28 protein-coding genes are annotated in these 25,861 nt (G+C 69.6%); 16 read left to right on the top strand and 12 right to left on the bottom strand.

What is annotated here, in order from left to right; all coding sequences use genetic code 11:
- Positions 1-21 precede the first annotated feature (21 nt).
- The 4 genes from AB0F04_RS30890 to AB0F04_RS30875 are packed head-to-tail and all read right to left on the bottom strand — an operon-like array spanning position 22 to position 3,454.
- On the bottom strand, positions 22-1,347 hold the full coding sequence (locus tag AB0F04_RS30890; RefSeq protein WP_362047408.1) for a putative T7SS-secreted protein: 1,326 nt from the start codon (positions 1,345-1,347) through the stop codon (positions 22-24).
- Positions 1,344-1,649 (bottom strand): hypothetical protein, encoded by a 306-nt coding sequence (locus tag AB0F04_RS30885; RefSeq protein ID WP_362047405.1) that lies wholly within the window; start codon positions 1,647-1,649, stop codon positions 1,344-1,346. The genes AB0F04_RS30890 and AB0F04_RS30885 overlap by 4 nt, the downstream gene beginning before the upstream one ends.
- 51 nt (positions 1,650-1,700) lie before the next feature.
- Positions 1,701-2,792 carry a hypothetical protein gene (locus AB0F04_RS30880; RefSeq protein WP_362047402.1) on the bottom strand — a complete coding sequence of 364 codons (1,092 nt, stop codon included), beginning with the start codon at positions 2,790-2,792 and terminating at the stop codon, positions 1,701-1,703.
- Positions 2,783-3,454 carry a hypothetical protein gene (locus AB0F04_RS30875; protein WP_362047399.1) on the bottom strand — a complete coding sequence of 224 codons (672 nt, stop codon included), beginning with the start codon at positions 3,452-3,454 and terminating at the stop codon, positions 2,783-2,785. Before AB0F04_RS30875 ends, AB0F04_RS30880 begins: the two co-directional genes overlap by 10 nt.
- Positions 3,455-4,074: 620 nt before the next feature.
- Between AB0F04_RS30875 and AB0F04_RS30870 the strand changes: the two genes are divergently transcribed.
- Together AB0F04_RS30870 and AB0F04_RS30865 are read left to right on the top strand one after the other, a co-directional pair.
- A complete protein-coding gene (locus AB0F04_RS30870) occupies positions 4,075-4,803 on the top strand; it encodes an LCP family protein (RefSeq protein ID WP_362047396.1) in 729 nt (242 codons plus the stop codon).
- A gap of 21 nt (positions 4,804-4,824) precedes the next feature.
- Positions 4,825-4,995: a hypothetical protein gene (locus AB0F04_RS30865; protein WP_362047393.1), complete on the top strand. Its 171-nt coding sequence runs from the start codon at positions 4,825-4,827 to the stop codon at positions 4,993-4,995.
- 53 nt (positions 4,996-5,048) lie between these two features.
- Here AB0F04_RS30865 and AB0F04_RS30860 read toward each other — a convergent pair whose 3' ends face one another.
- Together AB0F04_RS30860 and AB0F04_RS30855 are read right to left on the bottom strand one after the other, a co-directional pair.
- Positions 5,049-6,299: a hypothetical protein gene (locus tag AB0F04_RS30860; RefSeq protein WP_362047390.1), complete on the bottom strand. Its 1,251-nt coding sequence runs from the start codon at positions 6,297-6,299 to the stop codon at positions 5,049-5,051.
- Positions 6,289-8,325 (bottom strand): hypothetical protein, encoded by a 2,037-nt coding sequence (locus AB0F04_RS30855; RefSeq protein ID WP_362047387.1) that lies wholly within the window; start codon positions 8,323-8,325, stop codon positions 6,289-6,291. The genes AB0F04_RS30860 and AB0F04_RS30855 overlap by 11 nt, the downstream gene beginning before the upstream one ends.
- 373 nt (positions 8,326-8,698) lie before the next feature.
- Between AB0F04_RS30855 and AB0F04_RS30850 the strand changes: the two genes are divergently transcribed.
- The 11 genes from AB0F04_RS30850 (at position 8,699) to AB0F04_RS30800 (ending at position 16,626) form a co-directional block, all read left to right on the top strand.
- Positions 8,699-9,097 (top strand): SMI1/KNR4 family protein, encoded by a 399-nt coding sequence (locus AB0F04_RS30850; RefSeq protein ID WP_362047384.1) that lies wholly within the window; start codon positions 8,699-8,701, stop codon positions 9,095-9,097.
- Between the two features lie 397 nt (positions 9,098-9,494).
- Positions 9,495-10,217: a hypothetical protein gene (locus AB0F04_RS30845; RefSeq protein ID WP_362047381.1), complete on the top strand. Its 723-nt coding sequence runs from the start codon at positions 9,495-9,497 to the stop codon at positions 10,215-10,217.
- Between the two features lie 17 nt (positions 10,218-10,234).
- Positions 10,235-11,116 carry a hypothetical protein gene (locus tag AB0F04_RS30840; protein ID WP_362047378.1) on the top strand — a complete coding sequence of 294 codons (882 nt, stop codon included), beginning with the start codon at positions 10,235-10,237 and terminating at the stop codon, positions 11,114-11,116.
- Entirely contained in the window at positions 11,113-12,420 is a 1,308-nt protein-coding gene (locus tag AB0F04_RS30835; protein WP_362047375.1) for an ATPase, T2SS/T4P/T4SS family, read from the top strand. The genes AB0F04_RS30840 and AB0F04_RS30835 overlap by 4 nt, the downstream gene beginning before the upstream one ends.
- 46 nt (positions 12,421-12,466) lie before the next feature.
- Entirely contained in the window at positions 12,467-13,417 is a 951-nt protein-coding gene (locus tag AB0F04_RS30830) for a type II secretion system F family protein (protein ID WP_351625683.1), read from the top strand.
- Positions 13,417-14,340 (top strand): type II secretion system F family protein, encoded by a 924-nt coding sequence (locus tag AB0F04_RS30825; protein ID WP_362047372.1) that lies wholly within the window; start codon positions 13,417-13,419, stop codon positions 14,338-14,340. The genes AB0F04_RS30830 and AB0F04_RS30825 overlap by 1 nt, the downstream gene beginning before the upstream one ends.
- A gap of 88 nt (positions 14,341-14,428) precedes the next feature.
- Complete coding sequence (locus tag AB0F04_RS30820) at positions 14,429-14,680, top strand: hypothetical protein (protein WP_010041603.1); 252 nt, start codon at positions 14,429-14,431, stop codon at positions 14,678-14,680.
- A 44-nt stretch (positions 14,681-14,724) separates the two neighbouring features.
- A complete protein-coding gene (locus tag AB0F04_RS30815) occupies positions 14,725-15,186 on the top strand; it encodes a TadE family protein (protein ID WP_362047369.1) in 462 nt (153 codons plus the stop codon).
- Entirely contained in the window at positions 15,187-15,627 is a 441-nt protein-coding gene (locus tag AB0F04_RS30810) for a TadE/TadG family type IV pilus assembly protein (RefSeq protein WP_362047366.1), read from the top strand. It begins immediately after the preceding gene.
- Between the two features lie 5 nt (positions 15,628-15,632).
- Positions 15,633-16,094 carry a pilus assembly protein TadG-related protein gene (locus AB0F04_RS30805; protein ID WP_362047683.1) on the top strand — a complete coding sequence of 154 codons (462 nt, stop codon included), beginning with the start codon at positions 15,633-15,635 and terminating at the stop codon, positions 16,092-16,094.
- A gap of 304 nt (positions 16,095-16,398) precedes the next feature.
- Positions 16,399-16,626, top strand: a complete 228-nt coding sequence (locus AB0F04_RS30800; RefSeq protein ID WP_362047363.1) for a hypothetical protein — start codon at positions 16,399-16,401, stop codon at positions 16,624-16,626.
- A gap of 64 nt (positions 16,627-16,690) precedes the next feature.
- Here the strand turns inward: AB0F04_RS30800 and AB0F04_RS30795 are convergent, their stop codons facing one another.
- Complete coding sequence (locus AB0F04_RS30795) at positions 16,691-17,044, bottom strand: hypothetical protein (RefSeq protein WP_362047360.1); 354 nt, start codon at positions 17,042-17,044, stop codon at positions 16,691-16,693.
- Between the two features lie 289 nt (positions 17,045-17,333).
- On the opposite strand from AB0F04_RS30795, the gene AB0F04_RS30790 reads away from it, so the two are divergent.
- Positions 17,334-17,978, top strand: a complete 645-nt coding sequence (locus tag AB0F04_RS30790; protein WP_362047357.1) for a hypothetical protein — start codon at positions 17,334-17,336, stop codon at positions 17,976-17,978.
- 101 nt (positions 17,979-18,079) lie between these two features.
- Here the strand turns inward: AB0F04_RS30790 and AB0F04_RS30785 are convergent, their stop codons facing one another.
- The 5 genes from AB0F04_RS30785 to AB0F04_RS30765 all read right to left on the bottom strand — a co-directional run bounded on the left by AB0F04_RS30785 (position 18,080) and on the right by AB0F04_RS30765 (position 21,760).
- Positions 18,080-18,790: a hypothetical protein gene (locus AB0F04_RS30785; protein ID WP_362047354.1), complete on the bottom strand. Its 711-nt coding sequence runs from the start codon at positions 18,788-18,790 to the stop codon at positions 18,080-18,082.
- A gap of 47 nt (positions 18,791-18,837) precedes the next feature.
- A complete protein-coding gene (locus tag AB0F04_RS30780; RefSeq protein WP_362047351.1) occupies positions 18,838-19,488 on the bottom strand; it encodes a hypothetical protein in 651 nt (216 codons plus the stop codon).
- Between the two features lie 44 nt (positions 19,489-19,532).
- On the bottom strand, positions 19,533-19,961 hold the full coding sequence (locus tag AB0F04_RS30775) for a hypothetical protein (RefSeq protein WP_362047348.1): 429 nt from the start codon (positions 19,959-19,961) through the stop codon (positions 19,533-19,535).
- Positions 19,962-20,027: 66 nt separating this feature from the next.
- Positions 20,028-21,116 (bottom strand): hypothetical protein, encoded by a 1,089-nt coding sequence (locus AB0F04_RS30770; protein WP_362047345.1) that lies wholly within the window; start codon positions 21,114-21,116, stop codon positions 20,028-20,030.
- Positions 21,113-21,760, bottom strand: a complete 648-nt coding sequence (locus AB0F04_RS30765) for a hypothetical protein (protein WP_362047342.1) — start codon at positions 21,758-21,760, stop codon at positions 21,113-21,115. The genes AB0F04_RS30770 and AB0F04_RS30765 overlap by 4 nt, the downstream gene beginning before the upstream one ends.
- 317 nt (positions 21,761-22,077) lie before the next feature.
- Between AB0F04_RS30765 and AB0F04_RS30760 the strand changes: the two genes are divergently transcribed.
- Both AB0F04_RS30760 and AB0F04_RS30755 read left to right on the top strand, forming a co-directional pair.
- Positions 22,078-25,068 (top strand): BTAD domain-containing putative transcriptional regulator, encoded by a 2,991-nt coding sequence (locus AB0F04_RS30760; protein WP_362047339.1) that lies wholly within the window; start codon positions 22,078-22,080, stop codon positions 25,066-25,068.
- Positions 25,065-25,793, top strand: a complete 729-nt coding sequence (locus AB0F04_RS30755) for a prepilin peptidase (protein ID WP_362047337.1) — start codon at positions 25,065-25,067, stop codon at positions 25,791-25,793. The genes AB0F04_RS30760 and AB0F04_RS30755 overlap by 4 nt, the downstream gene beginning before the upstream one ends.
- Positions 25,794-25,861: the final 68 nt, after the last annotated feature.

Here is a 25,861-nt window from a genome sequence, read left to right as displayed (position 1 = left end):
ACTGTCTCCTTGAACGAACTGCTACCAGTGCGTGTCTTCCGGGACCTTAATGAAGTCTCCCTTGAAGTTGTCATAAGTCTCGCTGTATGGTTTATCGGAAAAGACGTCGCTCTTCCCCAGAGCCTTGTCAATGACATCTGCCGTCGCACCTGTAGCTGCGGCTGCGACTGCACCCTTGTAGTAGTTCTCTGATTTACCGACAGCGGACGCAGCGTCAGGAAACAGATCGCTATTTCGCCGAATGTTTTCGATGGCGGATCGAGCTCCGTCGTCTCCGAACCCCAGACGTTCCAAATGAGTCGGCGTGACGGGCGCTTCGTCGGTCACCCGTCCGGCATTCTGTGACATCTCCTTTCTCATGCGGTTGAGGGTCTGGCGTGCAAAGTTCCTGAGGCCGTCATCTGACGTCGTAGCAATGACTCGGGTGAGCTCGTCTCGTGCGGCTCTGTTGACTCGCAACGCTACCTTGAGGCGCGCGGTGCGCTGTACTTGTGAGGCAGCCTTGACGGCCTTATCGGCCATCTTGAGCTTGGTCAACATCTTTACACCCACGCCAAAAGCCACCAAGCCGACCGCGTCCATGGCCACATCGGCGAGGCTTGCTTCTCCTGCGGCGAATAGGACCATTCTCGTTAGCAAGACGGCCACGGATAGCGCGATGGCTATCTGGCCGATAATGGGAATGAAGGCGACGAAAGGTGCTAGAAGCGCCAAAGCCGTGGCCGCCCAACCGGCAAGATCAAGAATCCATTTAATGGTGTCGATGTTTTCATGAATCCATCCCTTGATGTCATCCCAAAAACTGTCTTCAATGATGTCGTCAATCTCATTACGAATCTTCTTTGCGTAGTGTCCGGCTCGTTCGTCTCGATTCCCTACGATGCCATCGAGTTTATTCCGATATTCTCGCAAAGGGTCCCCTTCGGTTCCGCTCTCCGAGGGGTTCGGGGTCTTGCCGTCTCCTGTGTTCTTTTTTGCTTTATCGGCGTCGAGTTCTTCCTGCTCTTTTTTAGCGTCCGCTAGGACCTTGTCGGCCTCGCCTTGGTAATGCTCGAGATCGGTGGCCCAGTTTGACAGGTGAACGTGAACGCGCTCGTAGCGGCTGGCGACCTCTCGTAGGTGTTTTTCCAGTACCCCGGAATCGTCGCGCAGCTTGCCTGCGTACTTGCCTTTGAGTTCGTTGTCGTCCTTAATTTTCTTAAGTCGGTCGGATTGCTCCCGGAGAGAGGAAGCAACGGCCTTCATGTGCTTAACTTCATCGCGAATCTCTTCCGCGTCCCCAGGAACGGGGTCGGAGTCGGCAAGCGGGTGCCAGTCCCGCGGGCGGGGCTTGGATGATGCGCTCACTTGCCTTTCCTCGCCTTCTTTAGTTCCTTTGCCAGCGCTGCGTCTGCTCCTGTGAATCCGTTTATTGTGTTTGTGACAAGCTTGCCGACGCCTTCGAGGCTTTCGATCATTTTGGTGCGATAGTCGTCCCAATTGTCGACGAATTCACCCATCGCGTCGCTGATTTCCCCGCTCCCCCAGTAGGGGCGCATGTCGTCTTTTCTGTTGTCGATATCCTTGAGTTCTTTTTGAATTTTGCGTAGATGGGATTCTGATTCAACAAGGAGATCGATGTTAACAATGAGATCCGGGTCGCTTGCCATGGCTGCTGTTCGGGCTCCTGTGAAAATACTTCCGATTTACGGTATGCGGGTTCAGCGATTGACGGCTTGGATCTCCTGGACGGTGATGTCCTGGTCGTTGCCGAAGGTGCCGTTCGGGAGGTCTCCGCCCGCGCCGCCGGTGCCGGTCCAGTCGATGTCCCACGTGATGGTGGCCCGGAGCTTGTACGTGCCGTCGCCGGAGGAGCGGAGGTACCTGATTCCGCACGGCGGCGTCTCGTCGGCCTTCCCCTTGGCGTAGGGCTCGCCGATGGAGTCGTCGGCGTTGATAACGCACTCGCCTGAGGCCGGGTACGTCACGGCGTCCTTGGTGCCGGGCTCCAGCTTGAGTGACACCGGCTTGGCGGTCGTGGTGGCCTGGATGTTGAAGCCGGGGACGTTGAGGGCTGCCGTCGCCTGGACCTCGTCGAAGACGGCCTTGTCGAGCCAGGCCCAGGTCGGCAGGTTCACCTTGGTGTTGGCCTCGGGGGCGAGGGTGACCTTGGTGTCGGGGAGCTCCATGTGCTGGTAGGCGAGAGCGGCGAGAATTTCAGGGTTGATGGCCTCTTCGTACTGGGGTGGCGGGGCATCGCCGTTCTCGACCCAGAACGGGAGGTCCGTGCACGAGGTCCGCTTGAGGTAGTCCGGCTCGTTGGGGTTCTCGACGCCGGCCCAGAACATTCCCTTGCCGTCGTTCTCGACGTTGTAGTCCTTGTAGCCGGGCTTCCCGGGGATGTCGAAGCCGTCCTCGTAGTGGCGCTTGGTCTCGCCGAGCGCCGCGCCCGCGGTCCCGCCCATTCCAGGCGTGTTCAGCTGGCTGTCGATGTGCTTGGACATCTCCTTCTTGAAGTCCTTGGCGCCGAGGTACGGGGCGTACCAGCAGGGCGGTGGCGTCCAGTTGACGTCCGAAGGCGTCACATTTCCCGTGCCGCCGTCCTTGGCTACGGATCCGGAGTATTGGATGCGGGCGGCGGCGTAGATGCCCTTCTTGTCGCCACCGCCTCGTTGCTCGGCGCTGGCGCCCTCGCCGTTGGCCATAGGCTCCCCCGCGTGGGCCGAATCCGCGAGGGTGAAAGCGCCGAGGGCCAGCGTCAGAGCAACTGTGCTCGTGCGGAGGGTGGCACGCCGCGCCCTGTTCACTGGCACTTCTCCGCCTTGCTCTCTACGAACACCTTGGATGCTTGCCATAGGCCCTCACCAGTAGGGAACTTGACCATAACGATCTTGAAATAGTCGAAGTCGCTGATGCTGGGCTTGCTCTTCAAGACTTTCTCGGTCTTAACCTCTTTGCCGTAGAACTTGCTTGAGTCGACGCAGAACGCGACTTCCACTGATTTTCCGTTCGGGGCGGACCGTGTGGTGGCCTGGTAGTGGCGCCGGGTTCCGGTGGCAGTCCAGCCGCCGTCGACCCTGCCATCGATCTGGGTCTTTGCGTAATGCAGTCCCTCGCCCGTGGAATAGGCGGTCACGGCAGCGTCATTGGATGTGCGCTTGTAGACGCCCCGGTAGATGGCACGGACGAAATTGGCGGCATCATCCATCGCAGCCGCCTCGTTCTTGTCCTTCGGCTTCTCCCAGTCAAAGACCAGGTTCATGTCGCTAGGCAGGGACAGGTCCACGCCGTCCGGCTTGTCCTCTGCCGGTGCTCCCGAAGGTGATGCCGACTCCTTCGGCGTCTTCGCTCCCTGGTCGGCGCCTGCGATCTTGTCGTTGTCGCCGGACTTGTCGTCCCCGCTGCCGCAGGCCGTCAACAGTAGTGCTGCCGTTGCCGCCAGCGCGGCAGCAACGGGCAAAGGGCGGCGCTTCACAGTGGATACTCCCCGTGAGACAGATGTGAGGTCAGGGAGACAGACGCTATCGGTGAGGTTCTCGGTTTCGCCAGAGCGAACTGGGAGCCGCGCAGGGCATTTGGGGCGTATGAGGGTGTAGTGGCGCGGAGTTGTTCCCAGATCGTGCCCCAGCGATTGGCGGCCCCGGACGCTCGGTCGTCCGTACCCGGGGCTGTCGGTGTAACCGGGGGCTTTGCTATCGCGTCGCGCTGCATCCAGCCCTCGAACATGCGCCGGTCGAGGTTGAGCCCGAAGACGTACTCCAGGTGCTGCCACCTGGCCAGCAGACTCCGCCGGTTGCCGACCTTGGCGGCAGCCGGCTGCGGTGGCAGCGGATGCAGCGGTCCGGGACTGCCGCTGAACAGATCGGCGGGCCCGTTCCGTGTAGGGGTGTGCCGATGCGCTGACCCGAGAGCCCCCACAGCACCTTCGAGGCGTCGATGAGCGACTGATCCGACCGGCTGGGAGAATCCCCACCGGAGTGGAGCCCGCGGCGGGAACTCCTCGTTCCCCCGCCCTCGTTCCTCCGCCGCCCGCGGCGTCGGGCGTGCAGGGGCCGGCGGTACCTGCGTACGGCCGCAGTCCTGGCGTCCGCGCTGGTGCTCGGCGGGGCCGGTACGTACGTCTGGGCAGACACCCGGCTCAACCAGGAGATCGACCTCGGCGCGCTGGGCGCCCAGGTGCCGGCCGGTGAGGGCACCACCTACCTGGTCGTCGGCTCCGACAGCCGCGAGGGACCGTCGGAGCAGGACCGGAAGGACCTCAACACCGGCTCGGCCGAGGGCCGCCGCACCGACTCGGTGATCCTGCTGCACACCGGCGCCAGCGGCACGGCCATGGTGAGCCTGCCGCGCGACTCCTGGGTGACCCTCCCGCCCTACGTCGACCCCGGCACCGGCCGCGGCTACCGGGCCGCGCCGGACAAGCTGAACGCAGCGTTCTCGCTGGGCGGCCCCGACCTGCTGGTGCGGACCGTGGAACGCAACACCGGGGTGCGCGTCGACCACTACGCGGAGATCGGCTTCGCCGGGTTCGTGGGGGTGGTGGACGCCGTCGGCGGCGTCGACCTGTGTCTGGGCCGGCCCGTGCGGGACAAGGACTCCGGAGCGTACCTGCCCGCAGGCTGCCAGACCCTCGACGGCGCCGAGGCGCTGGCCTTCGTACGGCAGCGCAAGCAGGAGGCCCAGGGGGACCTAGGCCGCACCCGCAACCAGCAGAGGTTCCTCGCCGCCCTCGCCCGGAAGGCCGCCACCCCGTCCACCCTCGTCGACCCGTCGAAATCGTTCCCGACGCTGGACGCGGGACTCGACACGCTCATCGTCGACTAGGGCACCGAACTGCCGGACCTCATGGGGCTGTTCGAGGCTCTGCGGAAGGTCACGGGCCGCGGGGGCCGGCAGCTCAACGTGCCCGTGGCCGATCCTGACCTGCGCACCCCCAAGGGCAGCGCGGTGAAGTGGGACGACCGTCGCGCCCGTGCCCTGTTCGACGCCCTGCGCGAGGACCGCCCGCCCGGCTGAGCAACGGCCCCTGCCGAGACCGGCCGGCGTGGGCAGCCGGGAGCCGTGCCCGCTCAACGGGCCCTGGCGACCCCGGCCGACGGGGGCATCAGCGAGCCGTACCCGGACGCCGCCCACGCGCTCCGCCCGGCCGGGACCTCGAAGTAGGGCACCCTACGGCCGTCCTCGTCCGTGTCGGGGAGCACCTCCGGGGCGCGGCGGTCCCGCAGCGCGTCCGCGCACTCCGGGCACACCGCCACGGCGAGCCGGTCCCGGCGGCCGAGCGGACGCCAGTCGGTGCGCAGGGCCGCGCGGCCGTGCAGGGGGTTGAAGAAGCAGAGGGGAAGGCCGGGCGAGCCGGCCAGGGCGTCGCGGCCCTCCTGCGTCAGGGCCAGGGCGCCCGCGAGGTCCGGCAGGCCCCGGGCCCCGTCGAGGACCGTGCCGGCCGCGGCGTACGCGTCGAGGGCCTGCTGGAGGCCGGGGGTCGCGGCCACGTCGGCGGCCTGGGTCGCCTCGCCCAGCGCCAGCACCTCCGCCTCCGCACGGCGCCGTACCCGCGCCTCGTCGGCCGCGCGGGCCGTGGCGAACACGACGTGGGGGACGGCCGGGGAGGGCCTACGGGAACGGAGCAGGGCCGTACGGGCCGCGAACACGGTCAGGGCCAGGGCCGGTACGGCGATGAACAGCCACCAGCCGGTCATGCCGGAGCCGGAGTCGGAGCCGGCCGCTCCGGAGCCGGACTGAGTGGGGCGGGCCGACCCGCCCAGGTCGCGCATCGCCTCCTCGTAGCGCTGCTCGCCCTTGCCCTCCGCCACCAGGTCCACGGCCTTCGCCGTCAGGTCCGCAAGGCTCGCGTCCCGCATCTCGTCCAGGAACCCGGCGGCGGCCACGGCCCTGCGCGCCTGGTGGGTGTCGTCGGGCCACTCGTAGCCCTGGAGGGAGTCGGGGAAGTCGCCGTCCGACGTGATGAGGACGAGGTCGCGCCGTTCCGGGAGCCGGTCGCGGACCGTCCCGGCCAGGAGGTCGGAGTCGCCGTCGAAGGCGTCGCCCTTGGTGAGAGGGGTGAGCACGACCTTGATGGGCAGGCCGGTGCGGCGGATGCGGTCCGCCAGTTGCCGTTGCCGGGACGGCGGTACGGCCTCGGCGTAGGCCTCGTCGACATACACGGGTGAGGTACGCAGGGCGCTCGCGATGCGCTGCCCGGCGCTCGGGGTGCCGCCGTCCGCCGCGCCTGCGGTGCCCGTCGGGGTGAGCGCCGTCAGCAGCAGCGCCGCGAGGGCGGTGATCACGCGCTTGGCGGCGCCCCGGCCGACTTCAGTGGACACCTGCGGTCTCCCTCACCTTGTCGATGAGCCGGGCGATTCCTTGCGGTACGGCGGTCAGGGGGCCGTCGGTCGCGTCGTAGTAGGGGAGGCGGGTGTTGCCGAGGGAGGGGTCGGGCAGCTTCAGCAGCCGGCCCGGGATGTCGCCCGGTGCGGCGACGGCCGTGTCGCCGCAGAGCGGGCATACGGGCAGCAGCCGGCGGCTGTTGCCCTCGGCCGAGACGCGGACGTGGTGCCGGCGGGCGGCGGGGCCGTGCAGCGGATTGACGCCGCAGCACAGGTCGGCCGGATCACCGGCGAGTGCGGCACGGCCGGCTCGCGCCAGCACGATCACGGCGACCAGGGTCGCGGCATCCGTCCCCGGCTGCCGCACCCGCCCCGGGTCGCCGTCGACCAGGAGCAGCGCGGCGTCGAGGTGGTCCCAGGCGCGGCCGCGGTCGTCCGGGTCGTTGAACCCGTCTGCGAGGGCGGTGAGTTCGGCGTAGGCGGTGCGCCGGAGGTAGGACACCGAGGGTTCGGTCGGGGCGGTGAGCGGCAGGCGGCCGGACGGCTCGGGCACGGGGGAGCGTCGCCGCCGCAGGCCCCGGACGATCCAGGTCGCCCCGGCCACGAGGCTCGACAGCAGCAGGGCCGCGAAGGCGCCCACGAGCAGGCCCGGCCAGAAGTCCGTGGAGAACAGGGCGGGGAGGGCGGTCTCGCGGGTGGCACTCGGTGCCGCCGGGGGCGCGGGCTCGGACCAGGGCCGGTCAGTGCGCGGCGTGTCGTCGAGGAAGGTCATCAGCGCGTCGAGGCGCTCACCGAGGAGGTGGTCGTCGGCCTCGTCCGCCTTGCTGTCGCCCAGCGTGACGGAGTCCGGTACGTCGAAGGAGAGGCGGTTGCCGTCCAGGCGCAGTCCGTGGTTGTAGACGTTGATCGTGCCGTCGGCCGGGTCGGCGACCACGTACACACCGTCCCGGCCCACCTTGGCGTGCACCGCCGCGGCGAACAGCCCCGAGTCGCCGGCCGACTCGCTCTCCGGCGTCTGCGGTACGAGGGAGACGTACACAGGGCCGCCGCCGTCGGAGCGCCGGAAGTCCCGGATCCGCTCGTGCAACCGGTCCCGTTGACGGGCGTCGAGCACGCGCGGGCTCTCCGGATCGGCGTACACCGGGTCCTGCTTCAGCCCTGCCGCGACCCGCTCCACCCGGGCGGACAGGTCGGCGGGGGTGGGAGGCTCCGCCGCGCTCGACCGGGTCTGGTCGAAGACGACGGTGGCGGTGAGGGCGACAGCGGCGGCGGAGAGCACGGCACCGCCCCAGACGAACCAGCGCAGACCGGGCTTCCTCGGGCGCCCGCGCCTCGCGTAGGCCGCCAGCAGCAGGATCGACAGGGGTACGCCGGTGAGCAGGATGCCCGTGAGGAACGACTGGTTCTGGCGGTCGGACGGGCCGATGTACATCTCGGCCGGTTCGTCGTCCTGGTACTTCTCGCGAGCGGCCTCGGCCCGGGCGGTGGCCTTCTCGCCGCCCTGCGCGATGACGTCGGCGAAGCGCTCGAAGCTGAGCAATGCGCCTGCGTCGTAGGGGAGTTCGTACTGCGTGACGGTGACGGCGGCGTCAGCGGGGGCGTCTACGCCGAAGGCCCTGGCCTCTGTGATGTCCGGCCCTTCGAACAGGACGTACAGCCCGTCGCGCCCGAGCCGGTCGTGCACCGCGCCGAGCAGCTGACGGGCGTCCGCGCTGGACTGCAGCGGCAGGACCAGGACGTAGGTCGGGACGCCGGTCTTCTTCGCGATGCGGGCGAAGTCGGGGGCGCTGGAGCGGGGGACCTCGCGGGGGAGCTGGTCGGAGACGTGGACCGGGTTCTCGCGGAGGCGGTCGGCGAGGTAGGCGGCCCGGGTGGGGGTGTCCGCGGCGACGGCGGGTGTGGCGGTTGCGAAGAGGGCCGTCAGCGCGAGCAGGATCAGGAACAGCCCGATCGCGCGGCTTCGGCTGCACCCCGTTGCCCGTATCCCCGTTGTGCAGGCGCAGTTGGCCGTGGCTGCTCTCACCGGTAAGTCCCCCGCGGTCCGTTCGACGTCCGCGCGGCACTCTACTCGCCCGTTCGCGACTGCTACAGGTCGCCCGGTCGTGGCTGTGGCGGTTCTCCGGAGGGGGCCCATCAGGATCGAGTGGGTCTCGTGGACGTCCTTCCCGGCCTTCACCGGAACGGGTGACACGGTCACGTTGGTCGGGGGTGAGGTCGCTCTCCGGGAGGGTGTCGACAGCGCCTTGAAGGATTGGGTGCTGGCGGGTTGCGCCCGGCCCGTACGGCGAGCGGCCCAGCCGCCCGATGGGGGGTGCCAGGCTTGGGGCCGGGCGTGTGGCGATGCGGAGGGAGTACGGGTCGATATGTGGCGTGGCCTGATCGAGGAGTCCGGAGCAGTGCCTTCGTGCCCTCCGGCGGACCCTGCCGTCCTTCACCGAGTCGAGCAGTCCCTCGGCCACCCTCTGCCGCGCGACCTGAGCGCCCTGCTCCTGCAGACGGACGGCATCGAGGGCCCGTACGGCGAGGCTGTCGTCTGGCCCGCAGAACAGATTCTGGAGAACAACCAGACCTTCCGGACCGACCCCGAAATCCGCTCTCTCTACCGACCGTTCGACTCCCTGCTGTTCATCGGCGACAACGGCGGGGGAGACCAGTTCGCGCTCGGACAGGCCTCCGTGCGGGCGGGCGTCCACGTCTGGGACCACGAGACGGACGAACGCGGTCTCGTGGCAGCGGACCTCGCCGGCTATGTGCGCAGGGCGCTGGAGAGTGGGGGAGAAGACTGGTATCGGTGACTTCACCCCGACTTCGTGAGTGAATCGTGCAGGCCTGATGGCCGACAGGTGACGAACCAAGCCGTTGGCCAAACCTGTTGAGGATCGTGGCGATTCGCTCGCGCACAGGTGCCGATGTCATGTGGGGCTGGTCCCGGCCGGGTTGAGCGGGTCCGACGTTGCAGATGGATAACAGGCCGCACCCTGCGGCCCCTGGGGCCGAACGCGTCTTGAGGGGCTTATGTGCGGCTGATACGGTGCGATGGCTTGACAGTCACCCCCAGTGCTGGCTATTCGCCCAGGTCGGGCGGGTACGTCCGGCCCGTCCCGTACCTTTCCGTGCGGGTCGGCGCGGGTGAAGTGTCCGAATTTGAAGGCACATGACAGACATCTTCTTGGGTGTACGGGGAGCGGTTGCGTGAAGATCCAAGAGCGTACGGGGGCGGGCGCAGGTCGTTCCACCGCTCCGGCTCAGCCGTCGGTCGGCGACCGGCTTCCCACCCCGCCTCGCGAGCGCAAACCTGCACTGGCCGCGCTCGCGGTGCTGCTGATCCTGGTGGGTGCGCTGGGTGTCACGATGCTCGTGCTGCAGGTCGGCAACCGGGTCGAGGTCGTCAAGGTGACGAAGGAGATCCAGGCCGGGGAGTCCGTCGGTAACAACGTGACCTCGGTGATGGTCGCCGCCGACGACAGCATCAACTACGTCACGTGGGACCAGCTGGCCACGCTGAGGACCCTGAAGGCCAAGTCCACGATCTACCGGGACACGATCGTGATGGGCCAGATGTTCGCCAAGAAGGCCAGCCTGCCCGCGGGCAAGGTCTCCGTCGGCCTCGCCCTCAAGGAGGGCACGTACCCCGCGGACATCAAGGGCGGCGACCTCGTCTCCGCCTACCGCGTCAGCTCCACCGGCTCCAGCTCGAACAGCTCCGAGAGCAACAGCGGCTCGGGCGGCACCTCCTCCTCCGGCGGCGCCCTCGTCGACGACGCGCGAGTGGAGCGTGTCGTGGCGAACGACGACGCCACCGTGAGCACGGGCAACCTCTCGATCACCGTCCTCGTCGACCAGGCCGACGCGGCAGCGCTCACCTCGGCCGCGGCGGCGAACCAGGTCGCCATCGTGCGCGTCCCCGGCAACTAGAAGGCGGCACCCACCCCATGGCGCTCATCGCTCTCGCCGCCGACAAGGGTTCCCCCGGCGTCACCACCGCGGCCGTCGCCCTCGCGGCGGTCTGGCCGCGGCGTGTCCTGCTCGCCGAGGCGGACCCGGCGGGCGGTGACCTCGTCTACCGCAGTGCCGCCGCGCACGGCGGCCCGCTCAACCCGAACACCGGCATGCTGTCCATCGCCGCCACCGCGCGCCGCGGCCTCGTGCCCGACCAGCTCTGGGACCACGTACAGCCGCTGAGCGGCGGACTCGAAGTCCTCGTCGGGCTCGGGATCGCCGAACAGGCCGCCGGACTCGCGGGGTTGTGGCCGACCCTCGGGCACGCCTTCAACTCCCTCGCCGACTCCCCGCACGCCGCCGCCGACGTCATCGCCGACTGCGGACGCATCAGCGGCGACACCCCGGCCGTCGAACTCCTGCCGCACGCCGCGCTCGTGCTGCTCGTCTCGCGCACCGAGCCCGAGGCCATCGCCCGCGTCCGCGACCGAGCCGCCGCCCTCGCGGGCAAGCTGCACGGCGGATCGCGCGGCGTGGCGAGTCTCGGCACCCCGATGATCGGTGTCGTCCTGATCGCCGACACCGGCACGGCCGGCAAGCTCGCCTCGCAGGTCAACGACATGCTGGTGCACGCCCAGACCGGCGCCCGCGTGGTCGGCACCATCGCCGACGACCCGGCCGGCGCCGACCAGCTGGCCGGCCGCAAGCGCGGCCGCCTCGACAAGTCGCTGCTGATCCGCTCGGCCCGCAAGGTCGCCGCCGACCTGTACCAGCAGTACGGCGCCGCCTGGGCCGCCTCCGCCCAGGCCGACCAGGCCCACCACGCCCCGCACGCCCCGGGCCGGATGCAGGGCCACGCGGGGGCCGGCGCATGACCGCTGTCGACCACCAGTTGGTCAAGCGGTTCCGTCAGGACGCCGGTGACCGCATCGCCGAGCAGCGTCGGCAGGACCAGGTCGCGGGCGTCACCCCGATGTCCACCGAGGACGAACGGCAGTACGCCCGCGCCGTCATAGCCCAGATCCTCGAGGAGTACGCCCGCGCCGAGATCAACGCGGGCCGTACGCCGCTGGACGCCGAGACCGAGGAGCAGTACGCGGCAGCCGTGCACGCCGCGCTGTTCGGCGTCGGCCGGCTCCAGCCGCTGCTGGACAACCCCGAGGTCGAGAACATCGACATCAACGGCTGTGACCAGGTGTTCATCGGGTATGCCGACGGCCGTGAGGTGCAGGGCGACCCCGTCGCCGAGACCGACGAGGAGCTCATCGAGCTCATCCAGGTGCTGGGCGCCTACTCGGGTCTGTCCTCCCGGCCCTTCGACTCCGCCAACCCGCAGCTCGACCTGCGGCTGCCCGACGGTTCGCGACTGTCGGCCGTCATGGACGTCACCCGGCGCCCCGCGCTGTCCATCCGCCGGGCGCGCATGGGCAAGGTGTTCATCTCCGACCTCGTCGGCAACGGCACCCTGTCGCCCGAGGTCGCCCACTTCATGGCCTGCGCGGTCCGCGCCCGCAAGAACATCATGATCGCCGGCGCCACCAACGCCGGCAAGACCACGCTCCTTCGGGCCCTCGCCAACGAGATCCCGCCGCACGAGCGCCTCATCACCGTCGAACGGGCCCTGGAGCTCGGCCTCGACACCTTCCCCGACCTGCACCCCAACGTCGTCGCCTTCGAGGAGCGCCTGCCCAACTCCGAGGGTCAGGGCACCATTTCGATGGCGGAACTGGTGCGACGCTCACTGCGTATGAACCCCTCCCGCGTCATCGTGGGCGAGGTCCTCGGCGACGAGATCGTCACCATGCTCAACGCCATGTCGCAGGGCAACGACGGCTCGCTGTCCACGATCCACGCCAACAGCTCGCACGAGGTCTTCAACCGTATTTCCACCTACGCGCTGCAGGCCACGGAACGGCTGCCCATCGAGGCCAGCCAGATGCTGATCGCGGGCGCGGTCAACTTCGTCGTCTTCATCCAGCGGCGCAACAACTACGGCAACGGCGGCCGCCTCCAGCGCGTGGTCACCTCGGTCCGCGAGGTCAACGGCGTCGACGGACGCGTGCTGTCCAGCGAGGTGTTCGCGGAGGCCCCCGACGGCCGGATCGTGCCGCACGCCCCCATCGCCTGCCTGGAGGAACTGATGGCACACGGCTACCGGCCGTCCGGGACCTGGGGGTGAGCCGGGAATGACCACGCACCTCGCGGCCCTCGGCTCGCTCGGCTCCATGGGCGGCCTGTTCTCCACCACCGTCCTGTACTCGATAGGCAGCGGCGTCGCCGTCGGCGGCGGACTCGCCCTCCTCCTCATCGCGATCCGCGGGCTGCCGGCCAAGCCCGACCACGAGAAGCAGAAGGCCGCCGAGCGGGCGAGCGAACTGATCCGCTTCGCCGGGCAGCGCGGCTCGCTCGCCGCCATCGTCGGTCTGGTCGTCCTCGTCCTCACCCGCTGGGCCGTCGCGGGCATCGCGGCCGGTGTCCTCGTCTTCTTCTGGGACCGCCTGTTCGGCGGCGCCGGTGAGGAACGGGCCGCCATGCGCCGCGTGGAGGCCCTTGCCTCCTGGACAGAGTCCCTGCGCGACACCATCGCCGGCGCCGTCGGCCTGGAGCAGGCCATCCCGGCCTCCGCCCGCGCCGCGGCCCCCGTCCTGCGGCCCCACCTCGACGCCCTCGTCGACCGGCTGCGCGCCCGCACCCCGCTGCCCGAGGCGCTCCAGCAGCTCGCCGACGAGATCGACGACGCCTCTGCCGACATCATCGTCGCGGCCCTCATCCTCAACGCCCGCCTGCGCGGCCCGGGTCTGCGCCAAGTGCTGGGCGCCCTGGCCAAGTCGGCGCGAGAGGAGGTCGACATGCGTCAGCGGGTCATGGCCCAGCGCGCGTCGACCCGCAGGTCCGTGCAGATCGTCGTCGCCGTCTCCATCGCCTTCGTCCTCGGTCTGTCGATCTTCAACCGCGACTTCGTGGCGCCGTACGGAACGGCCGTCGGCCAGCTCGTCCTGGCCTGCGTCTGCGGCCTGTTCGCGCTCGGCTTCTGGTGGTTGCGCAAGCTGTCCACCATCGAGACGCCCGAACGCTTCCTCGTCCGCGACGAGGCATCCGTCCAGTTCGTCCGCCCGAGGACGCCGTCGGGGGCGCAGTCCCAGCAGCGGCTGCCGCAGGAAGAAGGGGCGCGCTGATGGACCTCACGATGCCGCTCGTCGTCGGCGCCGTCATCGGCCTGGGCATCTACGCCCTCGTCCGCGCCCTCATGCCCAGCAAGCGCAGCGCGATCTCGCAGGTCGCGCGGATCGACGCGATGCGGGCCCGCGGCTCTGCCTACGAGTCGGCCCGGGTCGAACGGGAGAAGGGTGGCCTGGGCGCGCTGCGCGCCGAAGTAGGCCTGCGCGTCTCGGAGTTCTACCTCCAGCAGGGGTGGGAGCAGCGCTCGCTGCGCGCCGACCTCGCGGTGCTGGACCGCAGCTGGGAGAAGTTCCTGGCGACGAAGGTGCTGCTGGGCGTGGCCGGCCTGTTCTTCGGCCCGTTCCTGTTCGCCATCGTCTACACGCTGGGCGTCGGCCGGAGCCCGATCATCCCGGTCTGGCTGGCGCTGCTCTTCGCGGTGATCTTCTTCTTCCTGCCCGACCTGGAGGTACGCCGGGACGCCGCCGAGAAGCGGCGCGACCTGCGGCGCGTGATCGGCGCCTACCTCGACCTGGTGTCGATGAGCCTCGCCGGCGGACGCGGTCTGCCGGAGGCCCTGATGGCGGCGGCCGAGGTCTCCGACGGCTGGGCCAACCAGCGCATCCGCAACGCCCTGTCCGACGCCCGCATCACCGGCGTCAGCCAGTGGCAGGCGCTCGGCGCGCTCGGCGAGGAGATCGGCGTGGAGGAGCTGAAGGACCTCTCCGCCTCCCTGGCCCTGGTCGCGGACGACGGTGCCAAGGTCCGCGAGTCCCTCGCCTCCCGCGCCGAGACCATGCGCCACCGCGAACTCGCCGAGATCGAGGGCAGCGCGGGCGAGAAGTCCCAGTCGATGCTCGTGGCGCAGCTGCTGCTGTGCGCCGGGTTCCTGGTGTTCCTGATCTTTCCGGCGGCGATGCGGGTGTTCCAGGTGCAGTGAGCCGTGCATGAGCCTTGCGGTGAGCTCGCAGTGAGCGACGTTCACAACTCCAGAACCTCGTGAACCGAATTCGAAAGGACAAGACGTCATGAACGGACGTAACTTCCACACCGGCATCCCCGCCGTGGACTTCCTCGTCACCTTCCTCCAGGCACGCACCGAGCGGGCCCGCTCGGGCGAGCTGGACCGCGGTGCCTCCGCGGTCGAGTGGGTCATCATCTCCGCGGTCGTCGTGGCGATCGTGGGTGTCGTGGCCGCCATCATCAACGCCGCGCTGAGCGAGGGCGCCAACAAGGTCGGCGACTGCATCAAGGGTGCGGACGCGGGCAAGACCTGCTGATCGCCTCGAGAGCATCGGGAGCAGGAGCAACGGGGTTCACGGGGATGCCGGCAGACGTCAGCAGACGGGTACGCCGCTGGGTGCGGGCCGCACGGGAACGGGCGGCCGCCCGCGGCGATTCAGGCATGACCGCGATCGAGTTCGTGCTGCTCACCCCGGTCCTGTTCTTCATGATCTTCGCGACCGTGCAGTTCGCGCTGTACTTCTTCGCGGACCACGTCGCCCAGGCGGCGGCCCAGGCCGGAGCCCGCAAGGCCCGGGCCACGGCCGACGAACAGCCGGGCGCGTGGCGGGGCGAGGCACGGGACGTGGTGGACAGCTACATCCAGCAGCTGGGACCGCAGTTGGTGCTCTCCCCGGACGTGACGATGCTGCAGCCGGAGCAGAACACGGTGGGTGTGGAGATCGCGGCCAGGGTCCCGACGGTGTTCCCCGGGCTGGATCTGACGGTGCACGCGCAGTCGGCGGGACCGGTGGAGCGCTTCGTACAGGAAGAGGGGAACTGAATGTCCGTCCCTTCTCTCCCGAAGTCTTCCCTGAAGCGCCGTCGGACGGCGGACGACAGCGGCCTGTCCACCGTCGAGGTCGTCATCCTCGCCCCGGTGATGATCCTGTTCATCCTGGTCCTGGTGGCCTTCGGCCAGCTCGTGGACGGCCGCGGAGCGCTCGACGGCGCGGCCAGGGACGCGGCCCGAGCGGGTTCCATCCAGAAGGACCACGCGACGGCCATGGCCGAGGCCAAGAAGGCCGCCGAGGCCAACCTGGCGGACGTCTGCTCGGGCCCGGTGAACGTCACACAGACCAGCCAGGGCTTCGAACCGGACACCATCTTCACGGTCGAGGTGAGCTGCCAGGTGCGGGGTCTGGCCATGCTCGGCCTCGACGTCCCGACGACGCTGTCGGCGAGCTTCAGCTCCCCGCTCGACCCGTTCCGGAGGTCGGTGTGAGGCGCCTGCGGTGCTCCTGGCCGTCGTGGTGGACGGCCCGTGGCGCGCGTCTGGACGACCGGGGCTCCGGCGCCGGCGCGGTCATCATCTTCACGCTGGTCTTCCTCTCCCTCTCCGCGTTCGTCATCGACGGCGGCCTGTCCATCTCCAAGCGCGAACGCGCCGCCGACATCGCCGAACAGGCCGCCCGCTACGCGGCGCAGGACATCGACCGCGACGCCCTCTACGAGAACGAGGGCGGCCCCGCCCCCATCAACTTCGAGAACTGCAACGCCCGCGTGAAGGCGTTCGCCCGCGAGATGGACATGACCGGCGCGGACATCGGCGCGACCCACTGCGTGGCGGCGAACGCCCAGCAGGTGGAGGTCGAGGTGCAGCTCACGTACTCCCCGGTCTTCACGGGGATGTTCTACGGCGGTGACGTGGTGGTCCACGGGCAGGCGGTGGCGGAGAACGAGGTCGGCTGAGCCGGTCCCGAACATCCCGCGGATCTGCACACCGTTCACTGTGAGGCCTTGCTGGAGCGGGGAAGCGGCCGGGCTCTGCCTCATCACCGGCCCGGCCGCCGCGTTCCTGTATCGCAAAACGGCAGATGGTGTGAAGGTGACGGGTTCGTAGGTGACCGAACGATCACACTCATGAATTCGCCTCCCGCTTTCCGTGCGCATTCCCATCCACGGAATGGGCATCGACTGGCCGCCCCTACTCCGGCGTGCTTTGATCGTTCGCGCTCGAGCATTTCGAATTTCAAACCGAAGGGAACCGCCCCCCATGGCCTTCACCCCGCAGATCGCGACCGCCCAGATGTCCGACGCCGAGCTGGACACCATCGCCGGCGGGCAGGCGGGCGCTGCCGCGGGTGCCGGCGCCGCAGCCGGTCTCTACGTCGAGACCACGGCCGCGGGCCTCACCACCGGCCTCGGCGGCGGCGTGGGCCTCGCCGTCTCGCCGCAGGGCATCGAGGCGGACCTGCACCTCAACGCGGCCGTCGCGCACTGACGAACGCATGCGAAAGGCCCCGGGGCTTCGACCCGGGGCCTTTCCGTAAGTCTCGGACAGGGGCTTACTTCCCCCCGCCGTCCCCCTTACCGCCCTTACCGCCCCGCTTGTCCTGCGTCTTCACGGCGTCGTTCACCTTCTTGGCGAGTTCGTCGTCCAGCTTCTTGAACTCGCGCACCACGGCATCGGACATACTCGCCAGCGCGTCCAGCTGCTGCGTGATGTCCTCGCGCCCGTCCTCCCAGTTGGATTCGAAATCGTCGAGCGCGTCATTGACGCTGCCGTCGCCGATGTCGTCCTTGTACGACTCGAAAAGCTTCTTGGTGTGATTCAGCCGGGTCTTGATGGACCGCAGCCGCCGCCCGTAGCTCTCCAGCTCGGTCAGCGGAAGCGCGAGGTCGCTCTTGCCCTTGCCCATCCGGCAGCTCCCCATGTCCGGCGCTCTGATCTCGGAGGAACCGTACCCCGGTCCGATCTTTCCGTCGAACGGTTGTGCCTTGTAAGTTCACGTGTGCATACGGTTGTTGACGTTGATACGCGTGACGGGGGTTGCGGTATGGCGGGGCACAGGCCTGCGGACCGGGATGTCCTGGACTTGGACAGGGGCCCGGCCCCTGGGGATCCGCAGCGGGTGCGCACACGCGCGAAGACACAGCGGCCCGGCAGGACGGCAGCCGGAGTACGTCGTCGACACGAGGCATGACGTAGTGGCAGGTCAGATCACTCCGGTACCGGAAAGCGTGCTGGCCCGTGAGGTCTTCGGGCCACTCGGAGGCATCGTGGAGATCGGGGCGGTGTCGGCGACCGGGACATGGAGCGTCGGCGCCGCCTCCGTCGGCGATCTGGTGAGCCGCCGCCGCGATGAGGTCGGCCGGCTGCTCGACCTCGTTCGTGACATCGGCGGCTTCTCCTCGGCCACCATGGCCATCGCGGACGAACTGGGCTACCTGCGTGAGCACGAGGTGACGGCCCCGGCTCTGCTGCTGTGGTCCGGGGCGGTCGAGGGGATTCCGTCCCGGCTCGAGGACCTCGAACAGCGGGACGTCGTACGCCGCATGTGTCACATGGCGGCCGACTTGCAGATGACGTACTTGCTGCAGGCCCTCGTCACCGCCGCGATCGTCTCCGGCGGGGACGTCCGGCAGGGGGCGGCCAGGATCGTCGATGCCCTCGCACTCGCGTCCGGCCTCGCGGACTCGATGGGGCGCACCGCCCCCGCCCTGGTCTTCAGGATGTGGCGGGTCGCCCACCTCCCGGCCATCCTCCGCCCCGACGCGGGCACCCCCGAGCAGCGCAAAGCGGCGTGTCGTTCCTACGACCAGGCACTCGAAGCCCTGACGACGAGCGCCTGACGAACCCGGGCACGAGAGCGGCTGGAGTCAGCGGTTGAACGACTGCATCTCCTGGACGTTCATGTCCTGGGCGGTGGCCTGGCGGTTGCGAGCACCGCGTTTCACGCTCGGGGAGCCGTGAGGTCGCTACCTGCGTCGAGGGGGCCTCGGCTGAGCAGGGCGACGACCCTCCGGGCGCCATGCGGTGAACTCGTCAGCCGGGCCCACGAACCGTCCCGGAAGAAGACCGTGAAGTCGGACTCGTCCATGCTGAACCGCCTGATCTCCGCCCCGGTGATCTCCTCCCGAGGCACCGACCAGAGGACGCACTCGGTTCCCGGTGTCTTCTGGCCACCGCCCCATGACAGGAACCGGCTGCCCCGCGCAGTGTCCTCGTACGACAGGATGCGTACCGGACCGTCAGGCTCGGCCAGTTCGATCTCGGTCACGGTGCGCCAGGAACGCCGAGAGGGGTCGAGCTGCCAGGGCAGCGTACGAGCCGTCCCGCCCACGCCCGCCCACATGACGGGGAAGTCGTCGACCTCGTTCTCGCGGTCCTCCAGTTCCCCTCGCATCGCCGGCGACGCGGGACTGCGGAGGGCGTCGGCAAGGATGTAGAGCGGCAGCATCAAGAGCCCGGTGATGGCGGTCAGCACGTGCACGCCGAGCTTGCCGAAGAACCCTCGGACCCCGAAGGCCGGTCGGGTCGGCCATCCGGGCAAGTCCCCTTCGATGTCATTGCGTTCGAGGTCACGATAGGAGCGACGCTTCGCCACGGAGGCGGCGGTACCACTCGCGAACTCGACCCGGTAGCGGTCGGGTTTCTCGTCCATGCCTTCCTTGCCCGGCGGTTTCCAGCTCACGCTCGATTCGCCCGCCCTCACCTGGAGCACTTCCCTCGTTCACCACGCACCGACGAGTTCTGCCACACGCCCTGCTCGTTCTTCGTCAGGGAGAGCGAGTAGCGGACGTAGGGGCTGGTACCTGCCGGATTCCCCTCGACCTCGCCGGTCTTGCGGTTCCTGGTTTTGGCGTCGGTCTCGTCCGTGCAGTAGGTGAGCGACGCTCCCTTGCCGTTGCCGGCCATGACGACCTTGGGGTCGAAGGCGGGCAGTTTGCCGATGACGGTGAGGTCCTTGTCCGTGTAGGACTTGATCCACTGCTTGGTCAGCCCGCGGATCCCCTCGGTGTCGTAGAAGGTGACGGCTTCGCTGTCCGGGTCGTCGGCGATGATCGCCGCGTATCCGGCCCGGACCTCTTCCCTGGCGTCGTCGAGCATGGCCTGCTCCGCCGGGTCGCTGCTCGTCCAGTTCTCGAAGGTCAGCCGGAAGCTGCTGGGGAGCTTGATGACGGGGCGCTTGACGCCGGGTGCCGCAGACGGCTTCGAGGCCGCCGGGCTGGGCGAGCTGTTGCCGACGGTGTCCTCGTTGCCGTCCGACGACGAGTCGTCGCCTCCTCCGCAGGCGGTCAGAAGCAGCGCCGCCGCCGTGGCGAACGCTACGGCAGTGGTGGCTGGTGCGCGGCGGGGCACAGTTGGTCTCCTTGGCTTCGATGCAGGTAGTTGCGGAGGCGGCGTCACATCGCCGCAGGCCGGTTGCATGCCGCTGACGTCCCCTCGACGGCGACCTGATGAGCACGCCACACCGGGTTGTCCTTCACGGACGTCATCAGAAGGGTGAACTCCTGGTAGCTGACCGGGCTTTCCTTCGTCCGGTGGACCTTCTTGCTCGCCACCTCCCTGCCGAAGACCTCGGACTGATCCTCACAGAAGGTGACGCCGCTAGGGCTGATGTGGGCGTCGTAGTACCGGTCCGTACCCGTCAGCGTCCAGCCGCCGTCCACGTACTCCTTTATCTGCGAGTGCGCGTACCGGGCGGCCTGGCCCGACGAGTAGAACTGGACGGCGGGATCGGCAGGGTCCTGCTCCGTATGCAGTGGTTCAGTGCGCGGATGTGGTGGGCGGCGTCCTCCAGGGCTGCCGCCCGTCAGCGGGCGGCTCGTCACAGGCCCGTCTCTCCGTATGGCGGAAGCGAACGCGGCCGTCGGTCCCTGGACCGGCGGGTGCCGGGTTCAGCGGTTGATCGACTGGATCTCCTGGACGTTCATGTCCTGGGTGGTCTCGAAGGTGCCGTCGGGGAGGTCGCCGGTGGTGCCGTCGGAGCCTTGCCAGGTGATCTGCCAGGTGATGCTGGCGGAGAGCTGGTAGGGGGTGCCGCCGGTCGCGTGGAGGTAGCGGATGCCGCACGGTGGGGTCTTGTCGGCGGCGCCCTTGGTGTACGGCGTGCCGATGGAACCGTCGTCGTTGATCGCGCAGTCGCCGGAGGCGGGGAAGACCTCGGCGTCCTCGGTGCCCGGGTCCAGGTGGAGGGCGACCGGCTTTGCGGTGGTCTCCGCCCACAGGCCCGTGTTCGGCAGGGCGGCGCGGACCTTGACGTCCTTGAAGGTGCCCTTGTCGAGCCAGATCCAGGTCGGGAGGTTGACCGTGGACTTGGTCTGCGGTTTCAGTTCGACCTCGGTTTCCGGGACCTTGACCTTGTTGTAGGCGTAGTCGGCGAGGGTCTTCGGGGTGGGTGCGTTCGGGTCGTCCGGGATCTCGCCGGCGTTGACCCAGAACATGATGCGGCCGCAGTCCCAGGTGTCCGGGTCGTCGGGGTCGGGGGCGACACCTCGCCAGAAGTAACCGTCCTTGCCGAGGTTGTAGTCGTCGTAGCCCTCCGCGGAGCTGTTCGTCGGCGCCTGCAGATCGAAGTTGTCCGCAGGCTTGCCGTCCCGGTAGTGGTCGGTCCACAGGCCCTTGCCGATCCACGACTCGTGGATGCCCACGTCGCCGCTGCCGTCCGTGTCCACGAATCTCTTCAATCCCTCCGGACTGAAGGTGGGCTCGTACCAGCAGGCGGGAGGCTTCCAGTTGGGATCGACCGTGCCGAGGTTGCCTTCCTTGCCGCCGCCGTCCCCGCCACTCGGGTAGGTGATCTTGATGTTGGAGACGGAAGCCGACAGGCCTCCCTTGCCGTCCGTACCGCCGCCGCTCTTCTGGTCGGCCGGCGGCACGTTCGTGTTGTCTTCCGGCCCCGCCGCGTACGCGGTGCTGCCGCATCCCAGCACGGCGGCTACCGTCAGCGCGGCGGACCAGGTCAGAGACCGTCGCAGTGGAGTCATCGACGGCAGTCCTCCACGCGCCCCTGCACCTCGATCTGCAGCACCTTCCACACCCTCTGGGATCCCTGCGGCGGCTTCATCAGAAGGCGGAACTGCTGGAAGTCGTTGAGGCTTTCCTTCGTGTACCGGATCTTCTTGGTCTTCACGTTCTTGCCGTAGAACTTGCTCTGATCCCGGCACATCGTGACGAGGACGCCCTTCGACGTGCCGACGTCATCGGTCCTGCCCCGGTAGTAGCTGTCGGATCCCGTCGCGGTCCAGTCGTCGTCGACCCATGCCTGGATCTGCGACTTCGCGTACTTGGTGGCGCTCCCCAGCGAGTAGAAGCGGTAGGCCGGGTCGTCCGGGTCCTGGGCCGTGATGCCGTGATCGAGAGCCAGGATGTAATTCTGCGCGCTCTCGAGGGCTGCCGCGTGGCGGGCGTCGGACGGCTTCGTGATGTCGAACTCGACCTCGAGGTCACTCGGCAGGCTGACGTCCGGTCGGCTGGAGGGCGAAGACGGCGAAGCCGAAGGGCTGTCGGTGCCGGTGCCCGCCCCTTTGATGTCTTCCGACGTGCCGCCGCCCCCGCCGCAGGCGGTGAGCAGCAATGCCGCCGTCGCGGCGAACGCGGCGGCTGTGGTGGTCAGAGCGCGGCGGGCCACGGCCTCTCCCCCGAAGTTCGACGTGTGCAACTGAGAACGAAGCTATCAGGGAAGCGTGTTGGGCCCACGGTCCACCTCGACGGGTTGTGTGGAAGGTGTGAGGGGGGCGCGTAGCACTCGCGAAGAGGGGTGCTCGTCGAGTTCGGCCGCAGGGGCGACGCGGGTGGCTACAGGGGCAAACCGGACGACCGTGAGGTTCCTTACGTCCGCCCTTCGACGACCCCGATGAGAGTCCATAAGATCTCTGTAGGCTCAGCACACTCCTTACTCACAGCTCGGCCTCACCGGACTCCACACACGACCCCAGGACACCCGCCATGCCGCGACGCCGCACCTCAAGCTCGTCAAGCTCGACGGGAAGTCCGACGGGAGCGACGGGAGCCGCGGCCGCCCCCAGGAACCGGACGCCGCAGCCGGTGCGGATCCGGCGGCGGTCGTTCGGGGACTTCGTCAAGGCGTTCCTCGCCTTCGTCGCCCTGGCCGTGCTGCTTGTCGGGGTGCCGGGCGCGCTGGCCACGCAGATCGGGTGGCCGCTGCCGGACGGGGTGCCCAGTTTCGACTGGCTGCAGCAAGAGATCACCGTTCACACGTTCCTGAACATCCTCACCGTCATCGTGTGGCTGGCGTGGGCGCAGTTCACGGCCTGCGTGCTCGTGGAGATGAAGGCCGCGCTGTCGGGTGTCGGCGTGCCGGGCCGGGTGCCGGGCGCCGGACCGAGCCAGCTGCTCGCGCGTCAGCTCGTCGCCGCGCTGCTGCTGGTCGGCGCCACCGCCGCCAGCTTCACGCCGGGGCTGTCGCAGCTCGGGAACAGCTACGACGCCAACCAGAAGCCGACCGTCGCCGCCGCCCAGGCCACCCCGGGCCTCTTCGCCCAGCAGCAGGAGCAGGCCTCCGGCGCCGCGGCCGCCCTCGCCGAGCAGGCCTCGCACGCCGCCGCCCACGCCGACGCCGGCGGCAGCACCGCCAAGCAGGGCGACACGAAGTACTACCGGATCCAGCCGCCCGAGGGCCGCCACCACGACTCCCTCTGGGAGATAGCCCAGCGCCACCTCGGCGACGGGCGCCGCTACAAGGAGATCTTCGAGCTCAACAAGGACCGCGTGCAGCCGGACGGGTCCAGGCTCTCGGAGGCCAGCCTCATCCGGCCCGGCTGGATCATGGAGATGCCGGGCGACGCCCGCGGCGGCGAGCTCGTCGAGATGCCCGACGAGGCCCCCAACGTGTCGCCCGACGTGCAGCAGCAGATCAGCGACTACGCCCGGACCGGCGACCACGCCCAGGGCGGAGGCGGCGCCCAGGGCGGAAGCGACCAGGCACAGGGGGGCGGCGCCACCCAGGTGTCCGTCCCCGACCAGCAGCGGCCCGCCCAGGACGGCACCGGACACCAGCAGGCCACCGCCGTCGGCGCCGAGTCGGACAGCGCCTTCGGCCTGCCCGAAGCCCTCCTCACCGCGCCCCTCCTCGCCGCCGGTCTCCTCGGCGCCCTGGGGCGGCGCCGGCGGCAGGCCCTGTGGCAGTCGGCGTTCGGGGCCGTCGGCGGCCGGCGCGGCATGGAGCCGCCCACCCCGAGCGGTGACGCGCAGGACGTCCAGGACGCGCTGCTCGTCGGCGCCGACCCCGAGGGCGTACGGCTGCTCGACCGGAGCCTGCGCGGTCTCGCCGCCTCCCTCGCCGAGGAGTCCCGCGCGCTGCCGGTCGTCTACGCGGCCTGGCTCAGCAACGGCGACCTGCACCTCCAGCTCGCCCAGCCCGCCGGGAAGCCCCCGGCCCCCTGGCAGCAGGGGCAGGACCAGACCTTCTGGATGCTCTCCCGTACCGACGCCGAGCGCTACGAGGACGTCGACACGGCCGCGCCCTACCCCGGCCTCGTCAGCCTCGGCACCATGGACGACTCGCGGCTGCTGCTCAACCTGGAAGCCGTGCCCGGCATCGTCTCGCTGAGCGGCCGGGAAGCCGACCGGGCCGCCGTCTTCGCCTCCGTGGCCGCCGAGTTGGCGACCAACGGGTGGTCGGACCGCATGACCATCACGCTCGTCGGCTTCGGGGAGGACCTCACGCCCCTCGCGCCGAACCGGATCCGGCACCTGGAGGACGTCGAGGCCCTGGTCGAGGCCATGGAGGCCGAGACGCGGCAGCGGCGCGGGGCGCTCGGCGCCGCCGGGCACGACTCCGTCCTCACCGGGCGCACCGGGCCCGCCCAGCACACCCGTTGGGCCCCGCACCTGGTCCTGCTCGCCGCCCAGCCGTCCGCCGAGGACGCCGTCAAGCTCGCCGAACTCGCCGCCGACGCCAGTCGCCTCGGCATCGGCTACCTCGTCGGCACCGACACCGGTGATCTGCCGGGCGCCGCCTGGGAGATGGAGATCACCGGCCAGGGCAAGCTGCTCGCGCCCCTCCTCGGACTCGAACTGGACGCCCAGTCGCTGCCCGTCGCCCAGCAGCGGGCCGTGGTCGAGCTGTTCGTCGAGGCGGACCCGGAGCGCGAGAGCGACAGGCCGGCGACCACCCCGCCGTTCCTCGTCGACATCAGCGAGCAGGGACGTCCGGCCGTGTACGCCCGGCTCGTCGGGCCGTACGAGATCATCGGGCTGGACACCCCGGACGGGGAGCGCAGCGCGCTGCTGCACGAGGCGCTCGCCCTGCTGCTCCTGCACCGCGAGGGCGTGCACCCGCGCGTGCTGTCCTCGGCGCTGTGGCCGCGCGGTGTCACCGACGACGTGCGCGGCGCGCTGCTCGACCGGCTGCGCGACTGGCTCGGTGCCGACCCCGACGGCACCCCCCGCCTCACCACCGACGGCTCCGGCCGGCTCACGCTCGCCAAGTCCGTCGTCTCCGACCTGGACGTGCTGCGCTCCCTCTACCACGAGGCCACCCAGGGCCGGGGCGTCGGCAGCCGGGCCGTGCGCGGACGGCTGCTCACCGACGCGCTGGTGTTGGTGCGCGGGCCGCTGCTCGCCGACCGGCCGGAGGGCCGTTACCAGTGGCTCTCCCACGAGATCGTCGACGCCCAACTGCCGCTGCTCGTCGCGGACACGGGGCTGGCGCTGTGCGAGTTCCACATGGAGAAGGACCGCGCGGAGAAGGCCATCGAGGCGCTCAACGCGGCCCTGCGCACCGCTCCGGCCGACGAGCGCCTGTGGCACGAGCTGCTGCGCGCCACCCACGCCACCGGTGACACGCAGCGGCTGACCGGGCTCGCCACCGACCTCATCGGCCGCAGCGGGGCCCGTGGACTGCCGCCGCGCACCGAGGCACTGCTCGACGAGCTGCTGCCGACGTGGCGTGACGCGATCGCCGCGGTGGGATGAGCACCGGGCTGCTGGTCCTCGTCGCCGCGTTGTGGGGTGCGGCGGCGGGAGCGCTGCTGCCGCGCGCGGCCTACCGGTTCTCGGCGCCGTCGGGGGAGGAGTGGCGGAAGGAGTGCCCCGGCGGGCACCCCGTCAGGGGCTGGCTGGGGAGGGCGGCCTGCCCGGAGTGCGCGGAGTCCGGATACGGCCCGCGTACGACGCCCCTCGTGATCGCCACCGCCCTGGTCTGCGCGGTCCTCGCCGCCGCGACCGACACCCGCCCCGAGCTCGGGGTCTGGCTGCTGCTCGCCCCGGTCGGCGTGCTGCTCACGGTCGTCGACTTCCGGGTACGGCGCCTGCCCGACCCGCTCACCCTCCCCTTCGCCGCGGCCGCCCTGGCCCTGCTCGGCCTCACCGCCCTCGTCCCCGAGCACGCGGGCCACTGGACGACCGCCCTGCTCGGCTCCCTCGCCCTGGGCGGCGGCTACTTCGTGCTGTTCCTCGTCAACCCCGCCGGCATGGGCTTCGGCGACGTCAAACTGGCCCTCGGCACCGGCGCGGCCCTCGGCTGGTACGGCTGGCCGACCGTCATGCTCGGCACGTTCGCCGGTTTCCTCCTGGGCGCGCTGTACGGCGCAGCGCTGGTGATCACGCGCCGGGCCACCCGCAAAACGGCCATCCCCTTCGGCCCGTTCCTGATCGCGGGTGCGTTCCTGGGCCTTCTGGTGGGGGCGTACACGGCCTGACCGCAGGGTCCGGGGCGTACCGGGTGATCCGGCACGCCGACGCGCGTCCGAGAGCCCGCCGAACGCTC

Source organism: Streptomyces sp. NPDC029041 (genome assembly GCF_040637515.1).
Lineage (GTDB): Bacteria > Actinomycetota > Actinomycetes > Streptomycetales > Streptomycetaceae > Streptomyces.
Note: the sequence above shows the minus strand (reverse complement) of the source record. Positions and strands in the feature narration are given on the sequence as shown.

Coding starts and splice junctions, on each gene's coding strand:
- AB0F04_RS30885 (WP_362047405.1), bottom strand. CDS start 1,649: ATGGCAAGCGACCCGGATCTCATTGTTAACATCGATCTCCTTGTTGAA.
- AB0F04_RS30865 (WP_362047393.1), top strand. CDS start 4,825: ATGGGGCTGTTCGAGGCTCTGCGGAAGGTCACGGGCCGCGGGGGCCGG.
- AB0F04_RS30840 (WP_362047378.1), top strand. CDS start 10,235: ATGGCGCTCATCGCTCTCGCCGCCGACAAGGGTTCCCCCGGCGTCACC.
- AB0F04_RS30835 (WP_362047375.1), top strand. CDS start 11,113: ATGACCGCTGTCGACCACCAGTTGGTCAAGCGGTTCCGTCAGGACGCC.
- AB0F04_RS30830 (WP_351625683.1), top strand. CDS start 12,467: ATGGGCGGCCTGTTCTCCACCACCGTCCTGTACTCGATAGGCAGCGGC.
- AB0F04_RS30825 (WP_362047372.1), top strand. CDS start 13,417: ATGGACCTCACGATGCCGCTCGTCGTCGGCGCCGTCATCGGCCTGGGC.
- AB0F04_RS30820 (WP_010041603.1), top strand. CDS start 14,429: ATGAACGGACGTAACTTCCACACCGGCATCCCCGCCGTGGACTTCCTC.
- AB0F04_RS30815 (WP_362047369.1), top strand. CDS start 14,725: ATGCCGGCAGACGTCAGCAGACGGGTACGCCGCTGGGTGCGGGCCGCA.
- AB0F04_RS30810 (WP_362047366.1), top strand. CDS start 15,187: ATGTCCGTCCCTTCTCTCCCGAAGTCTTCCCTGAAGCGCCGTCGGACG.
- AB0F04_RS30800 (WP_362047363.1), top strand. CDS start 16,399: ATGGCCTTCACCCCGCAGATCGCGACCGCCCAGATGTCCGACGCCGAG.
- AB0F04_RS30795 (WP_362047360.1), bottom strand. CDS start 17,044: ATGGGCAAGGGCAAGAGCGACCTCGCGCTTCCGCTGACCGAGCTGGAG.
- AB0F04_RS30785 (WP_362047354.1), bottom strand. CDS start 18,790: ATGGACGAGAAACCCGACCGCTACCGGGTCGAGTTCGCGAGTGGTACC.
- AB0F04_RS30770 (WP_362047345.1), bottom strand. CDS start 21,116: ATGACTCCACTGCGACGGTCTCTGACCTGGTCCGCCGCGCTGACGGTA.
- AB0F04_RS30760 (WP_362047339.1), top strand. CDS start 22,078: ATGCCGCGACGCCGCACCTCAAGCTCGTCAAGCTCGACGGGAAGTCCG.
- AB0F04_RS30755 (WP_362047337.1), top strand. CDS start 25,065: ATGAGCACCGGGCTGCTGGTCCTCGTCGCCGCGTTGTGGGGTGCGGCG.